Origin of the sequence: Maribellus sp. CM-23, from assembly GCF_021354595.1 — a bacterium.
Lineage (GTDB): Bacteria > Bacteroidota > Bacteroidia > Bacteroidales > Prolixibacteraceae > Draconibacterium.
The window spans coordinates 260159-273137 of sequence record NZ_JADWYJ010000002.1 but is presented as its reverse complement, the minus strand read 5'-3'; the positions used below and the strand labels follow the sequence as shown (position 1 = coordinate 273137).

Sequence of the window (12979 nt, the reverse complement as noted above, 5' to 3'; positions counted from 1 at the left end):
TGGGAAATTATATAAAATGGAGATGAAATAGGAATGTTTTTTTTACTTATGTCGCGAAATTCTTACTTTCGCTTTTACATTCAAAAAATGACATGATAACACTGATCTTCTTTTTTGTCGTTTCTATTGTATTTTCGTTTTTATGTAGTGTTTGGGAGGCTGTTTTGTTAAGTGTAACACCTTCGTATGTGAGCAGAATGCAGAGTGAAAGACCCGGAGTTGGAAATTTGCTGGCTCATTTTAAAGACGATATCGATCGGCCGCTTTCGGCCATTTTAACGCTGAACACGATTGCCCATACAGTGGGAGCCATGGGCGTAGGTATTGAGGCCGGTAAAATATTTGGTTCTAACAAACTAGATCTTTATTTTTTTGATGTGACTTTCGAATCGATCATAGCCGGAGCAATGACCCTGGCGATTCTCGTTCTTTCGGAGATCATTCCCAAAACCATTGGCGCCACATACTGGAAAAAACTTACCGGTTTCACTGTTCGTTCGCTGCGTGTGCTGGTTTTTATTCTTGCGCCGTTTATCTGGCTCAGCAACCTTTTAACCCGTTCGCTGAAAAAGAAGGGGACCAAAAGTGTATTTAGCCGGGCCGACGTGGCCGCCATGGCCGATGCCGGGCTAAAAAGTGGTGCCATCGATCAGGAAGAAAAATCAATTATCCTGAACTTGCTGCAACTCGAAAACCTGAAAATAAAGGAGATTATGACGCCCTGGACTGTGGTACTCTTCCTGGATGAAGACCGAAATCTGGGCGATGTTTATATAGAACACAATCCGTTTCAATTTTCGCGCATTCCGGTATTTCACGAAACACCCGACAATATTACGGGGATGGTGTTGAAAGACGTTATTCTTGAAAACCTGGCAGAAGACAAGCACGCCCGAAAGCTGGCTGACATCCGGAGAGACATCCTGTTTGTGCAGGACAGCTGGACGGTGGCACGTTTACTCGATACCCTGATTATGGAACGACAACACCTGGCTATGGTAGCTGATGAGTTTGGAACGCTTGTAGGTCTGGTGACCATGGAGGATGTAATTGAAACGCTTTTCGGACTCGAAATCGTGGACGAGTCGGACAAGGTGGAAGACCTACAGAAACTGGCACGAGCCAAGTGGCTCAAACGGATTAAGCGCGATAAACCTCAAAAATAGACGCCTTAATTTTAGTTGCGTAGATTGTTAACCAGATGTAAAACCCCGATCGGGGAATAAGAATCGTTTTAAATAAGATTGGGAAGACAAACAAAAGAGTTTTACGTTTGTCTATAATTCCGTTATTCAAGAAAATACATTAAAACAGAAAACACATGAAAAAACTACTCACTATTTTATTATTTGTACCCTTTCTGGCATTTGCGCAGGAGAAGAAAGATTCGCTGTGGATCACCAGCGGAAGTACGACTCTGAATTTTTCGCAGGTTTCGCTTACCAACTGGGCAGCAGGGGGAAAGAGCTCTATGTCGGCAATCGGTATGATCAATTACGCAGCCAATTATAAAAAAGACAAGCTTAGCTGGGACAATACATTTGATTTTCGCTATGGATTTTTGAAGGAAAAAGATGTAAAAGTCAGAAAGTCGGATGACATTATCGATGTTAGTTCCAAGTTGGGCATCGAGGCCGATGGGAACTGGTACTATTCGGGTTTGCTGAATTTTAAGTCGCAATTTGCCAAAGGTTACAAATACGATGATAACAACATTCCGGTGGAGGTTATCTCCAAATTTATGGCTCCGGCTTATTTGAAAGCCGGTTTGGGTATGGATTACAAAAACGATCGTCTTTCGGTGTTGCTGGCACCTGTATCGGGTAAATTTACGTTTGTTTTAGATGACTCTCTTTCCGCTCAAGGTGCTTTTGGGGTGGAAGAAAACAAAAATTTTAGAGCTGAATTAGGTGCTACTGCAAAGTTTGAGTACAAGCATGACATCATGAAAAATGTGACGCTGAACACCACGCTCGATTTGTTCTCAAATTACCTGAAAGACCCCAAGAATGTAGATATGGACTGGAAAGTTCAGATAAATATGAAAGTAAACGATTACCTGTCGGCCAACCTGATTACGCACATGATTTATGACAACGACACCAAGATCAAAGATCCGGACACCGGAGTGAGTAGTCCAGGCTTGCAGTTTATGGAGTCGTTTGGAGTTGGATTAACATTTAAATTCTGATAAAAACGAAGGGCCTGATAATTTATCAGGCCCTTTCTATTTTTGCAGTTCTGCAAGTTGCCTCAATTAATTTTTGGGTGAATAGAATGATTGTCCTGTCAGGAGCAGAACATTTTTGTAATGGAATTAAATTTCAAAACAGAAAGTGGTTCCTTTTTCGGGAGAGCTACTGTACCACACCTTTCCTTTCAGATACTTCTCTCCAAACAGTTTCATGCTATAGGTGCCAATACCACGACCCGTTCCTTTGGTGGAATAAAAACGTTTGAATAATTGTGCCTGAACTTCCACGGGAATAAAACTTTTGTTGTGCACACAAAAACAAATTCCATCGTTCTGTTGTAAACAGCTCAGGGTAATACAATCATCCGGGACGTTTACTTCCAGGGCATTTTTGATCATGTTCCCCAGTATCCTTTTCAGTAGAACTTTATCGGTAATTAAAATGTGTTGTTCCGAAGCCGGATCAATCAAGATTGTTTTTCCGCGGTTGGTTTGATGATTGTTGTATAATTTTTTTAGTTCTTGCAATACATCGAGCGTATTCACGGTTACAAGCTGTGGAACAAGATCGCCTTTTTCTGCTGAGCCGATTTCGCGCTGCATCTGAATTTCATCGATCAGGTTATTGGCAGCCCATTGAATGGTGTCTGCAATGTCGCGTATATCTGACGGGTCGTTCAATTCTTTTAAAATGGCTGACAAGCCCGAAATCCCACCAGCACTGTTTAGCAGGTCGTGAATAAAGATCCTTTCCAAAGATTCACGCCGTTTTTCGTTGCTGATATCGGTAATGGAAAAAATGATCAGTTCCTCGCCGTCCAACTGGAAAGGACTGGCAGTTACCCTCAGATCGATCGCTTCGTTTTCGATCGTTAGAATTTTACATTCTTCGGTCGTTTTAATCCCTTTTTTTGAGAAAAGGATGGCATTAAGCGCACCGCAGGAATTACAAAACTCTGATGTTCCGCATCCGTTTGTAGAATGAAAGGCATTTCGGCAGTGAAAAGCATCTCCCGGCTTTTTAAATATAATGTCCTGCGGAAGATTTAGTACATCAATAAAACGTTGGTAGCTGTCGCTGGCATATAAAATTTCGTGTTGGCGGTTCAGGATTAGTACCATTTGTGTGACAGACTCGACAAAATCCATCAGCTGCCTGTTGTTGCTAATTAAACCGGATAAAATATTTGTTCGCTCATTGGGCATATGCTCGTGCGTAAATTGTTTAGATGTGCTGGTTTTTTCAAACATGCAAACGTTCTAAATAGTTAAATGTGCGGGAAGTTAGCACAGAACAACATAAAATCAAAATTGGGGAAATGAGGAATATTAACGAAAAGGAGGTTATGTGTGGTAGCAATAAAAAGAGTTTAGGTTATATCGTTCTGCAATTACGGGCTGCAGGAAAAACCTAAACTCTTATTATTGTTAATAAATTTTGATCAAAAGATTATTTTAGCTGCTCCCTGATCAGTTGTTTATTTGCATCGTCTATCAACAAATTTCGTTTGTTTTTATCGTATTTGGAGAACCCGCGGTCGAACAGCTTATAAGGAATACTTCTTGTTTCAGCACTCTTTTTTGCCGTAATTACCGAGCCTGTAATATCTTCGATGGCTGCCTTAAACAGCGGGTCGTTTACATCTCCAAGCGGGTAGGCGTTAAGCAGGTCGTCGTCCACCAGAATATCGGGAACAAAACCATCTTTGAAATCGGTTTCACCCAAGGCGTTGGCATAACGAAGTATGATGGGCTGCAGTCCCCAGTTCTTTAACACGTCATAGTCTTTATGGCTTTCAGGGGCACTTAAAGTTCTTGATGCCGTATATTTCCCATATGTTGTGTCTCCAACTGTGGTTACTGTCATGTAGGGATCTAAACCTGTTATGGTCAATTCTGAGGCAGAAGCGGTACCATCTCCTGTAAGGATATGAATTTTATCCAGTCCCATTTTTACGTCAACATCTTTGTCAAAATTAACCTGTATTTTATCCAGTTCCTGAGCATTAACGTATTCTTTTTGTCGTTTTGTATTCCATTGAAAGGTTACCAGTTTACTTTCTTGATTTACAATATTCAGAGGAGCTAATGAACTGCAAAGGTGTTGTGCTGCAAAAATAATTCCTCCGGGATTGTAACGAATATCTAAAACCAAATCTGTCACGTTGTTATCAATCATGCTCTGTAAAGCGGTATCGATAGACGAATTATAGTTATCAATGTATTGTGCGTAAAACAGATAGCCAATCTTGTGATTTCCTTCTTCAATAATTGCAGTTTTTAAAACCGGGTTTAATTGTAGCTCAAGCGCTGTCATTTGTGCAGTTGTTCCTGGAGAGATAATATACTTCCCTTGATTATCAATGTTAAGTACTCCCAGTGTAATGTCTAAATCTTCAGCGTACATAAGATCAGTATAGTTTTGGGTAGTTATGCTGGCATTATTCATTTTTAAAATAATGTCTCCTCGTTTTAGGCCTGCATTTGCTGCCGGAGTGTGCGGATATACATATTCAACAACGGCAAAAACACTTACTTTATCTGGAAACAGATAAAAGGCCAGTGACCATCCAAAAGAGGTTTCAATACCTTCAAAGCTATTCAGGAGGCCTTGCAGGTCATCCGTAATAAAAGACCATTTATCTTCTTGGTATAAAAGCTTTTTAAAATACTCTTTTGAGTCGGCCTCATGGCTGTAATTGATGTTGGGCATTTTATCGTACCATAAGTAGTAGTAGTCCATTGCATCGTTAATAAACCTATTCACTTTAAGTGTTTGGTCGGGGATGGATGGCCCGGGCACTTCTTCTTCGCTGCAACTCCAAAAAATCCCAAATGCCAGCATTAAAAGTAAGGGTAGTTTTTTCCAGTTCTTCATAATTGCTTCACTAAGAGTATTCTATTAATTTAAGAAACGTAGCTCGGGTGTTTATATTACGATAAAACCATTGGTTAACGCAAATAGTTCAAGTCTTTATTTGTATGACCATTTACTGCTGACTCCCCGCCTGATTTAGTTCTTTTTTTTCTTCCGGATATTCAATCCTGACATGGTAAATATTCAACAGTTTCTGAAGTAAAACTTCTTTTATGGTTGTAATGTCGCGGAAAGTCAGGTTGGAGTTGTCCAGTTGTTTGTCTTCTATTTTTTGGTCGATCATGCGATCAATCAGTTCTTTTAGATTGGCATGTGTTTTTTCTTTCATGCTTCGCGAGGCGGCTTCAATCCCATCAACCAGCATAACAACAGCCGCTTCTTTTGAGCGGGGGAGAGGCCCCGGGTAGATAAAGTTCTTTTCGTTTACGTTTTCATCCGGATGCTCTTCCTTATGTTTCAGGTAAAAATACTTGGCTTTGGTTGTTCCGTGGTGCGTAGCTATAAATTCAACGATTGGCGCCGGAAGTTTGTGTTTCTGTGCCATTTTAACACCATTCTGAACATGGTCGATAATTACCTCCGCACTTTTCAAATAATCAAGCTGATCGTGGGGGTTCATTCCCATCGCTTGGTTTTCGATAAAATAGGTTGGTTTGGCAATTTTTCCGATGTCGTGATAAAGCGCTCCGGCTCTTACAAGGAAAGGATTCCCGCCTATTTTTAAGATAACTTCTTCGGCCAGGTTGGCAATCTGCATCGAATGCTGGAAAGTTCCTGGGGCTTCTTCAGAAAGTTTGCGCAACAGAGGCTGATTACTGTCAGAAAGCTCAATCAGCGTTACATCCGAAACAAAGCCAAACATTTTCTCGAAGATATAAATCAGGATGTAGACCAGCATAATAAGCACACTGCTGATGGCAAACCACTTGGTAATCGAATAATTAAAGAGTACAAATTCTCCTTCGTGGATAAGATTTAAAGCTGTAAAAACGATGGTGTAAGTGAGAAAAACCCAGAGGGCAGCCAATACCAAATGTACACGGCGGTGCATTTTATTTAAACTGAAAACGGCCACAATACCGGCAGAAACCTGCAGTAGAATAAACTCGTAATTGTTGGGAGCATAAAACCCGATCAGCAAGGTGGAAATTACCAGCGTGAAAATGGCCGTTCGGGAATCGAAGAAGGTTCGCACCACAATCGGCAAAATGGCAAAAGGTACCATGTAAATATGCAGGTTGGGAAACGAATCGATGAAATTGGTAATCAATACCATCGAAGTTATCATAAGCAGCAGGAAAAGCAGTTTATTGAGGTGCTCGATAATATCTCTGCGGTAAATCAAAAGAAAAACAAAAATGAGCGCCAGCAATGAAACCACGAGGAGACTTTTGCCGATGGAAACCATGTAGCGGTTTACATTTTTGCCCCGTTCTTTCTCGTAACTGGCTTTGAGCGATTCCAGAACCTGGTATTTTTCACTGTCCACCACTTCTCCTTGCAGGATAATGCGTTCACCCAGGCGAACCATGCCGCGTGTCAGCGAAATGTTCTGGGTTATTTCATCTATTTCCTTTTGGGTGATTTCTGCATCGTAGCTTAGATTGGAACTTATGTAATGCTCCAGCGGGTGGCTGTTTAACCAATTCGACCGGGAATAGCCTGTTTTCAGCTGATGCTTGAACTGGTTGATGGCGGCATAGGCTGATTTTTCAGAGAAAAGGGAAGCCGTGTCGATTCGCGTAACACTGGTGCCAATTCGTTTTCTGATGGCTGGTTTGCCTTTTATTTCGTTGTACGTATCCAGCGAAAATTGTAGAATGCCGGCATCGTAAATTTTTCGAAGTTCTTCGCACAGCTTGCTGATAATCTGCTTTTGTTGTTGAGTAAGCGAGTCGTTCGATAAACTGAAATCTTCTTTCAGCTTGTTTATGTTGGCGGTGGCAATAGCAGTGTCGCAAACAAAATAGGGAAGTACGTTCTTGAGCTGCTCCTGCTTTTCATCTTCCAGCTCTTTGTCTGTTTTCAGAATAGCAAAATCAAAGGGTGCCACCAGGTTTTCGTGTTTCCACGGAAAGCCTTTTTGGTATTCGTATTTGAACTTGGGTTCACCTGGCAAAATAAAATAGAGAGCCGTTGCGGTGAGCACAAACATTAATACCTGGAGAATGACTTTTGTGTAGTTTTTGAGCCGGTGGTAAAATTTATTCATAATGATGCTTCACGGTAAAAAGTAGTTCAATTTATAATAATTGTTTGTACGGCGTTGTGTCCACCCCAAATTTAGTATGAAAAATGCATGATTTCATCACAGGCAGTGCCCAATTTTTAATAGTTTTGTGCTGAAACTGGCGTGAATCCTTCGCCGTCTAATAGAAAACTGAAATTAAGCAACGCTGATGACCCACGGAATTTCTAATTTAAGCATTATCCCTGTAAGAAGGGAACCTTCAGAAAAGAGTGAAATGGTTACGCAGATCCTCTTTGGCGAACACTTTGAAATGCGGGAGCAGATGGTGGGCTGGACCAGTGTAAAACTGGCTTATGATGGCTACGAAGGATGGGTGGATACCAAAATGATTACACCGATTAACGCCCGCACTCTGAATAAAATAGAGAACAGCGCTTCGGCCATTACTTCCGATATTATTACCATTGTTCCGGTAAACGACGAGCAAAACCTGATGCTGGTGGCCGGAAGTACGCTTCCCGTTTGGCGGCCATATCTGAAACAGTTTTCGGTTACACGTGATACCTACCTGGCTACAGGCGACGTTTTGTACGGAGATATAAAGGACCCGCGCGAAGTGGTGATTCAGCAGTCGCTGAAATATTTCAATGCTCCGTATTTGTGGGGAGGAAGAACACCTTTCGGGGTCGATTGCAGCGGATTAACACAGGTTATCTATAAAATGATCGGTATTCAGTTACCCCGCGATGCAAGTGAACAGGTGAAAATTGGAACGGCCCTGAGCTTTGTGGATGAAGCTGAACCGGGCGATTTGGCTTTCTTTGATGACGAGGAAGGCAACATCGTGCACGTGGGAATTATCTGGAAACGCAATAAAATAATTCATGCTTCGGGGCAGGTTCGTATTGATAATGTCGATCAATTTGGTATCTTCAACATCGATACGAAACGTTACACACACAAAATGCGTGTAATGAAAAAGATCATTAAGCAAAATGGAACGGATTGAATTTTTAATTTACCTGGCGATTTTTGTGGCGGTTGTATTTCTGATTTTAAGGTATTGGAAAACCGGCCGGAAAGATGATTGACTGTAGGTTACCTTCCATTCAAAAATTATACTGAAATGTATTCTTATCCATATCCTCGTGCTGCCTTAACGGTAGATGCCATTGTATTTGTAAAGCAAAACAACAATACCTCGGTGCTTTTGATCGAGCGGGGGAGAGAACCGTTCGCAAACAAGTGGGCTTTGCCAGGTGGTTTTATTGATATGGACGAAACCCTGGAACAAGCCTGCATTCGGGAGCTGGAAGAGGAAACCGGGTTGAAAGTGGAAGCCATGCAGCAATTCCGCACCTACGATGCCATTGATCGTGATCCACGCCATCGCACCATTTCTGTGGTGCATTCGGTTCAGCTCGAAGAAAAAGCACCTGTTGCCGGCAATGACGATGCCAGCCGCGCAGAATGGTTCCCCGTCAACGAACTTCCGACTTTGGCTTTCGACCACGCTCAAATTCTGAATGATTTCTTTTCTGCAAAGTAGCTTTCCCTATTAATGACTATCGATCGAATGCAGCATCAGAAAGGAGTGCATCAGTATTTTATGAATTTCGCTTAAATATTCGTTTACCGCTTTTGTGCTACCCGGCAGCGAAAAAACAAGCGTTTTGTCTTTCACTCCTGCTATCGAGCGGCTCAGTAATGCGCTCGGTTTTTCTGTTCCGTATTTCAGGCGGATCATGTCCATAATGCCCGGAATCTCCAGATCAATAAACGAAGAAATGATTTTGGGAGCGATGTCGCGCGGACCAATTCCTGTACTTCCGGTGGTGTAAATAATGTCGAAGCCTTGTTCAATTGCAGTCTGTAATTCGCTTTCAAGCCAATCGGGTTCATCGGGTATGACCGTTCTGTCGGTTTCACACAAATAGCCTTTGCTGGCCAACCAATCCTTTGTTAATTTTTCGATGAGGGGGCCACTTTTATCCTTGTAAATTCCTTCATAGGCGCGGTCACTGAGGGTAATTACCTTTATGCGGAAGGTTTTGGGAATATAATTCAGCGTTTCATTTTCCTGCAATTTACCGGGTTGGATTACCCTGCAAAAAATACCCTCGGTGGGCATTACACAATTTCCGGTAAGCTGAAAGATTTCGCAATTGGTACCGTGGCATTTTTTGCCTATTTGTGTCACTTCCAAAACAACATCCCCGGACACAAACCGGTCGAATGGCAAGGTTTTATGAACTTCAAAACCAAAGGTGGTAATGTTCTCTGCAAACTCTCCAAATTCAATTTTGCGGCCCAGTTCACTTTCAAAACGTTTAATGCTTTCGGCGGCCAAAAGACTCACTTGCCGGTGCCATCTTCCGGCGTGGGCATCGCCTTCAATTCCTTCAGGTGTTAATACAATCTCTTTCCGGGGCGTTTTAATCGTTCCTTTTTGTTCCGAGATATTCAATGATTTTATGGTGCAAAATTTCTGATCCATTTTGGTTTTTTGTTCAGTAAAACGTTTTTGTTGTAAGATTAGAGGTCCGTTTTTTCTTTTGAGTCGAGTTTTATGTCGCTCAAAATCATTTGCTTGTCAACAGCCTTGCACATGTCGTAAATGGTTAGCAAGGCAACGTTTACGGCAGTTAAAGCTTCCATCTCCACACCGGTTTGCCCGATACAGCGGGTGAGGCTTTTTATTTCAACACCATTTTCGGTAACGTGGGTTTTTACTTCTACTTTGGTGAGTTGAAGCGGGTGGCAAAGCGGAATCAGTCGCGATGTTTCCTTGGCCGCCTGAATGCCGGCTATTTCAGCTATGGTCAGTACATCGCCTTTTTTGATCAGGTTTTCCTGAATGAGTTTTATCGTTTCGGGTTGAAGCCGGATAAAACCCGATGCCTGGGCTGTCCGAACCTGCAATGGTTTGTGCCCGACATCCACCATGTTGGCTTTTCCTTCGTCGTTGATATGTGATAACTGGCTCATATTTTATCCTCCAATATTTGAAAAATCGTGTGTGGTACTGCTCGTCCCTTTTTCGGGTTTAAAATGAACGGCCTTGCTGTAAGCTTCTTGAATTCCGAGCTCGCGGGTGCTGTACCTAAGGTCAGAATGCAGGCAGGGAACAATAAAACCATCTGCCGTAAGCCGCAAGCGGTTGCAGATGTTACAAACTCCGCCTTCGCCGCCATCTACGGCATAAAATTCTCCGGTGCGCAGGTCCATCTGTCGGATAAAACGCAACTTCAGGCTCTTATTTTTGCAAAATTCCCTAACTGCCTGTTCATCCGGTTCATTTTCTCCCGGAATGCGCACAAAGTTTATTTTAACCGGCAAAAGCCCGGCTTCTAAAGCGGCGTCTATTCCTTTCAGAACATCGTCGAGATTTCCCAAACGGGTTATCTTTCTGAATTTTTCCGGGTCTAAGGTGTCTAAACTAATGTTGACGCGCGTTAGTCCGGCTTCCTTTAATTGTTGGGCATATTTGGGAAGAAGAACACCGTTGGTGGTCATCCCTATTTCTTCAATTTCCGGAATCTCTGCCAGCATTTTTATCAGTTCCGGTAAATCCTTGCGAACCAGTGGTTCGCCTCCGGTGAGGCGGATCTTCTTAATTCCAAGTTTTGTCCCAACTTTTACGATGTCGGCTATTTCCCGGAAGCTCAGAATTTCTTCATGCGGTTTCCATGGCACACCTTCGGCGGGCATGCAGTACTCGCATCGAAAGTTACAGCGATCGGTAACCGAGATGCGCAGATAGGTGATATGTCGGTTAAAGCGGTCTAACATAAACAGTTTCGCCTTTATTGATTGTGCTTACTCCCAGAGGTATTTCCATTAAGGCAGTGGCCGAAATCAGCGCATTGATGTGCGCGGAACCGTGAAAAGGTATTTCTTCAATCCGACCTTCGTTGCCAAAAAACACCGGTACAATGGCCAGACGGTCTGCTTTTTTGCGCTGGTAGTCAAAATTCAATGTAGCCATAATCCGGGTGGGAGTGTATTTTGCCCCCATTAGTTGGTAAATGGCCGGTTTGGCAAGCAGTTCGAACTGTACCAGAGATGATACCGGGTTGCCGGAAAGGCCGATAACAAATTTGTTTCCGTTTTGCGAGAAGGTCATCGGGTTGCCGGGTTTAAACCCCGTGCGGTCCCAATATATTTTGAAGCCCTGTTCTTTTAATATTTCCGGAATAAAATCGAAATCGCCCACCGATGCGCCGCCGGTAAATATGAGGATGTCGGAGTTTTCTAAAGCTTCGTTGAACTTTTGCGTCAGCAGGTCATAATCGTCTTTTAACTGAAGATTTTCCACCACTTCCAGGTTCATTTTTCGAAGCTGCGTAATTACCTGGCTCGAATTACTGTTTCTGATTTGGCCGGGTTCTGGCTTTTCGTGCGGTTTCACCAACTCACTGCCGGTGGCAATCACTGTTATTCCAGGGCGCGCCGAAACTTTTATGTTGGCATACCCGGCACCTGCCAAAACAGCCATTTGCGGAACGCTTACAATTGTTCCTTCCTTTATCAGGACGTCTCCCTGGCGGTAGTCTTCTCCGGTGTAACAAATGTTTCGGGCTGTTCGCGGGTTAATGCAGCGCACCGTGTTTTTAGTCACCTCTTCAGAATCCTCCACCTTAAAAACACAATCGCAACCATCCGGAACGGCAGCGCCTGTCATGATCTTTGAGCATTGGTTACGGCCAACCGTTTGTGTCGGCATCATTCCGGCATGGATCACTTCCAATACTTCCATTTCACCGCCAAGGTCTTCAAAATGGCAGGCATAGCCATCCATCGCCGATTTGTGAAAGGGGGGCATGTTCATGTCAGCCCGCACCTCTTCGCGCAGTACCCGGTTGTAAGCATCTTCCAACGCAATTTCTTCGGTTGCGTATACCTCCGGAAGTTGTTTTATCAGCGATAATATATCGTCAAACTTACTCATGTTTTAATCTAAACTGATGGTTTGAAAATTCTATTGTTTTTATGTCAAGGTCAAAATTCTTTCCGGAATTATGAACGTAGACCGGCTTGTAGCCGAGCAAATGCTTTTTTTGAATTTCCCTGTCATTCAAATTGACGAAAAGAAAAAGCCCCGGTTCTACGTATTCATGCAAGCCACCCGATTCGCAAACAATAGCAGAGTTGGGTAAAAATGCCAGAAGCTGTTCCATCGATTCTCCCAACGAAGCCTTTTTTGTCATAACAAAAAGAACACGGTCTGCACCGGCTTGTAGCATCAGGGAGCTGTCTTTTTGAGTAAGCTGTTTTTCTTCCAAAATGATTAAGTTTTCATTTTTGAAAAGAACATTCTTCTCTTCAAAAGCATGAAAATGCGGTGTGATTTTTACTCCGCACACGGGTGTTTTTTGAGAAAGCTGTTTGATAATGCTACAGGCAAGAAAGGTTTTTCCTACGTTACGTCCGTTGCCTGCAATCAGTAACAGGTGTGGTATCGAGATTTTATTATTGACAGAGGAAGTATTCATTCGCTCCTTTTTATCAAAATAAATTAAAAAAGTTGTGGAAAGCAAAGAGTTACACACCAATAGATGTGCGAAAGACTCGTCTCCTTTCCAATTTTTTCCCATAACCCGGGAATGCGGGAGGATGGCCTGTTTCCGGGACATCCCATCGGCCTTTTCGCCCTGACATGGTTTTAGGCGCAAAGGCTCGGAGATTTATGATGTCGCAAATATAATAAAGAATG

Annotated in this window: 12 protein-coding genes and 1 riboswitch; of the genes, 4 read left to right on the top strand and 8 right to left on the bottom strand. The window is 42.8% G+C overall.

Annotated elements, in window-relative coordinates; genetic code table 11:
* Positions 1-92: 92 nt before the first annotated feature.
* Positions 93-1166, top strand: coding sequence for a CNNM domain-containing protein (locus INQ51_RS08350; protein ID WP_233377517.1), 1074 nt, complete (start codon positions 93-95; stop codon positions 1164-1166).
* A gap of 155 nt (positions 1167-1321) precedes the next feature.
* Positions 1322-2191: a DUF3078 domain-containing protein gene (locus tag INQ51_RS08345; RefSeq protein WP_233377516.1), complete on the top strand. Its 870-nt coding sequence runs from the start codon at positions 1322-1324 to the stop codon at positions 2189-2191.
* A 126-nt stretch (positions 2192-2317) separates the two neighbouring features.
* Here the strand turns inward: INQ51_RS08345 and INQ51_RS08340 are convergent, their stop codons facing one another.
* The 3 genes from INQ51_RS08340 to INQ51_RS08330 form a co-directional block, all read right to left on the bottom strand.
* Positions 2318-3343, bottom strand: a complete 1026-nt coding sequence (locus INQ51_RS08340) for a sensor histidine kinase (protein WP_233377515.1) — start codon at positions 3341-3343, stop codon at positions 2318-2320.
* Positions 3344-3644: 301 nt separating this feature from the next.
* On the bottom strand, positions 3645-5072 hold the full coding sequence (locus tag INQ51_RS08335) for a S41 family peptidase (protein WP_233377514.1): 1428 nt from the start codon (positions 5070-5072) through the stop codon (positions 3645-3647).
* 112 nt (positions 5073-5184) lie between these two features.
* Positions 5185-7284, bottom strand: a complete 2100-nt coding sequence (locus tag INQ51_RS08330) for an HD family phosphohydrolase (RefSeq protein ID WP_233377513.1) — start codon at positions 7282-7284, stop codon at positions 5185-5187.
* Positions 7285-7471: 187 nt separating this feature from the next.
* On the opposite strand from INQ51_RS08330, the gene INQ51_RS08325 reads away from it, so the two are divergent.
* Together INQ51_RS08325 and INQ51_RS08320 are read left to right on the top strand one after the other, a co-directional pair.
* The gene (locus tag INQ51_RS08325) at positions 7472-8272 is read left to right on the top strand and encodes a C40 family peptidase (protein WP_262909890.1); all 801 of its coding nucleotides are present in this window, start codon (positions 7472-7474) and stop codon (positions 8270-8272) included.
* Between the two features lie 117 nt (positions 8273-8389).
* Entirely contained in the window at positions 8390-8812 is a 423-nt protein-coding gene (locus INQ51_RS08320) for an NUDIX domain-containing protein (protein ID WP_233377511.1), read from the top strand.
* Between the two features lie 9 nt (positions 8813-8821).
* Here the strand turns inward: INQ51_RS08320 and INQ51_RS08315 are convergent, their stop codons facing one another.
* The 5 genes from INQ51_RS08315 to INQ51_RS08295 are packed head-to-tail and all read right to left on the bottom strand — an operon-like array spanning position 8822 to position 12758.
* Entirely contained in the window at positions 8822-9760 is a 939-nt protein-coding gene (locus tag INQ51_RS08315) for an MOSC domain-containing protein (RefSeq protein WP_233377510.1), read from the bottom strand.
* Positions 9761-9798: 38 nt separating this feature from the next.
* Positions 9799-10251, bottom strand: a complete 453-nt coding sequence (gene moaC, locus INQ51_RS08310; protein ID WP_233377509.1) for a cyclic pyranopterin monophosphate synthase MoaC — start codon at positions 10249-10251, stop codon at positions 9799-9801.
* A 3-nt stretch (positions 10252-10254) separates the two neighbouring features.
* On the bottom strand, positions 10255-11055 hold the full coding sequence (locus tag INQ51_RS08305) for a GTP 3',8-cyclase MoaA (protein WP_233377508.1): 801 nt from the start codon (positions 11053-11055) through the stop codon (positions 10255-10257).
* The gene (locus INQ51_RS08300; protein WP_233377507.1) at positions 11039-12214 is read right to left on the bottom strand and encodes a molybdopterin molybdotransferase MoeA; all 1176 of its coding nucleotides are present in this window, start codon (positions 12212-12214) and stop codon (positions 11039-11041) included. The genes INQ51_RS08305 and INQ51_RS08300 overlap by 17 nt, the downstream gene beginning before the upstream one ends.
* Complete coding sequence (locus INQ51_RS08295; protein WP_233377506.1) at positions 12207-12758, bottom strand: hypothetical protein; 552 nt, start codon at positions 12756-12758, stop codon at positions 12207-12209. The genes INQ51_RS08300 and INQ51_RS08295 overlap by 8 nt, the downstream gene beginning before the upstream one ends.
* A gap of 64 nt (positions 12759-12822) precedes the next feature.
* Positions 12823-12960, bottom strand: a riboswitch (molybdenum cofactor riboswitch).
* Between the last annotated feature and the right edge of the window lie 19 nt (positions 12961-12979).

Coding starts and splice junctions, on each gene's coding strand:
- INQ51_RS08325 (WP_262909890.1), top strand. CDS start 7,472: ATGACCCACGGAATTTCTAATTTAAGCATTATCCCTGTAAGAAGGGAA.
- moaC (WP_233377509.1), bottom strand. CDS start 10,251: ATGAGCCAGTTATCACATATCAACGACGAAGGAAAAGCCAACATGGTG.
- INQ51_RS08340 (WP_233377515.1), bottom strand. CDS start 3,343: ATGGATTTTGTCGAGTCTGTCACACAAATGGTACTAATCCTGAACCGC.
- INQ51_RS08330 (WP_233377513.1), bottom strand. CDS start 7,284: ATGAATAAATTTTACCACCGGCTCAAAAACTACACAAAAGTCATTCTC.
- INQ51_RS08320 (WP_233377511.1), top strand. CDS start 8,390: ATGTATTCTTATCCATATCCTCGTGCTGCCTTAACGGTAGATGCCATT.
- INQ51_RS08350 (WP_233377517.1), top strand. CDS start 93: ATGATAACACTGATCTTCTTTTTTGTCGTTTCTATTGTATTTTCGTTT.
- INQ51_RS08345 (WP_233377516.1), top strand. CDS start 1,322: ATGAAAAAACTACTCACTATTTTATTATTTGTACCCTTTCTGGCATTT.
- INQ51_RS08300 (WP_233377507.1), bottom strand. CDS start 12,214: ATGAGTAAGTTTGACGATATATTATCGCTGATAAAACAACTTCCGGAG.
- INQ51_RS08295 (WP_233377506.1), bottom strand. CDS start 12,758: ATGAATACTTCCTCTGTCAATAATAAAATCTCGATACCACACCTGTTA.
- INQ51_RS08305 (WP_233377508.1), bottom strand. CDS start 11,055: ATGTTAGACCGCTTTAACCGACATATCACCTATCTGCGCATCTCGGTT.
- INQ51_RS08335 (WP_233377514.1), bottom strand. CDS start 5,072: ATGAAGAACTGGAAAAAACTACCCTTACTTTTAATGCTGGCATTTGGG.
- INQ51_RS08315 (WP_233377510.1), bottom strand. CDS start 9,760: ATGGATCAGAAATTTTGCACCATAAAATCATTGAATATCTCGGAACAA.